Raw genomic sequence first — 219 nt, 5'->3', positions numbered from 1 at the left:
CGCGCCACCGGGCAGTTGATGGTGGCGCTGCTACTCAACTGCGCGTACCGGGTGAACGAGTCCGACATGTTCTGCCGGGCGAACGGCTTCTTCCAGGAAATGACCATGCAGTTCATGGGCCAGGGAACCACCGGCAAGACCGTCGGCCTCTACGGCTTCGGCAAGGTCGCCAAACAGGCCGCCCGCCTGCTCTCCGCGATGGACATGGAGGTGCTCTAC

At 63.9% G+C, this 219-nt stretch carries 1 protein-coding gene; it reads left to right on the top strand.

From position 1 onward, the window contains the following. Window positions 1–18: 18 nt before the first annotated feature. On the top strand, window positions 19–219 hold a 201-nt coding region (locus tag ACFHWT_RS31650; protein WP_416598392.1), incomplete at its 3' end, for an NAD(P)-dependent oxidoreductase.

It is taken from the genome of Micromonospora sp. LOL_021 (assembly GCF_048060215.1).
GTDB lineage: Bacteria > Actinomycetota > Actinomycetes > Mycobacteriales > Micromonosporaceae > Micromonospora_E.
The sequence above is the reverse complement of the archived record's forward strand: the minus strand, read 5'-3'. Positions and strand labels throughout refer to the sequence as shown.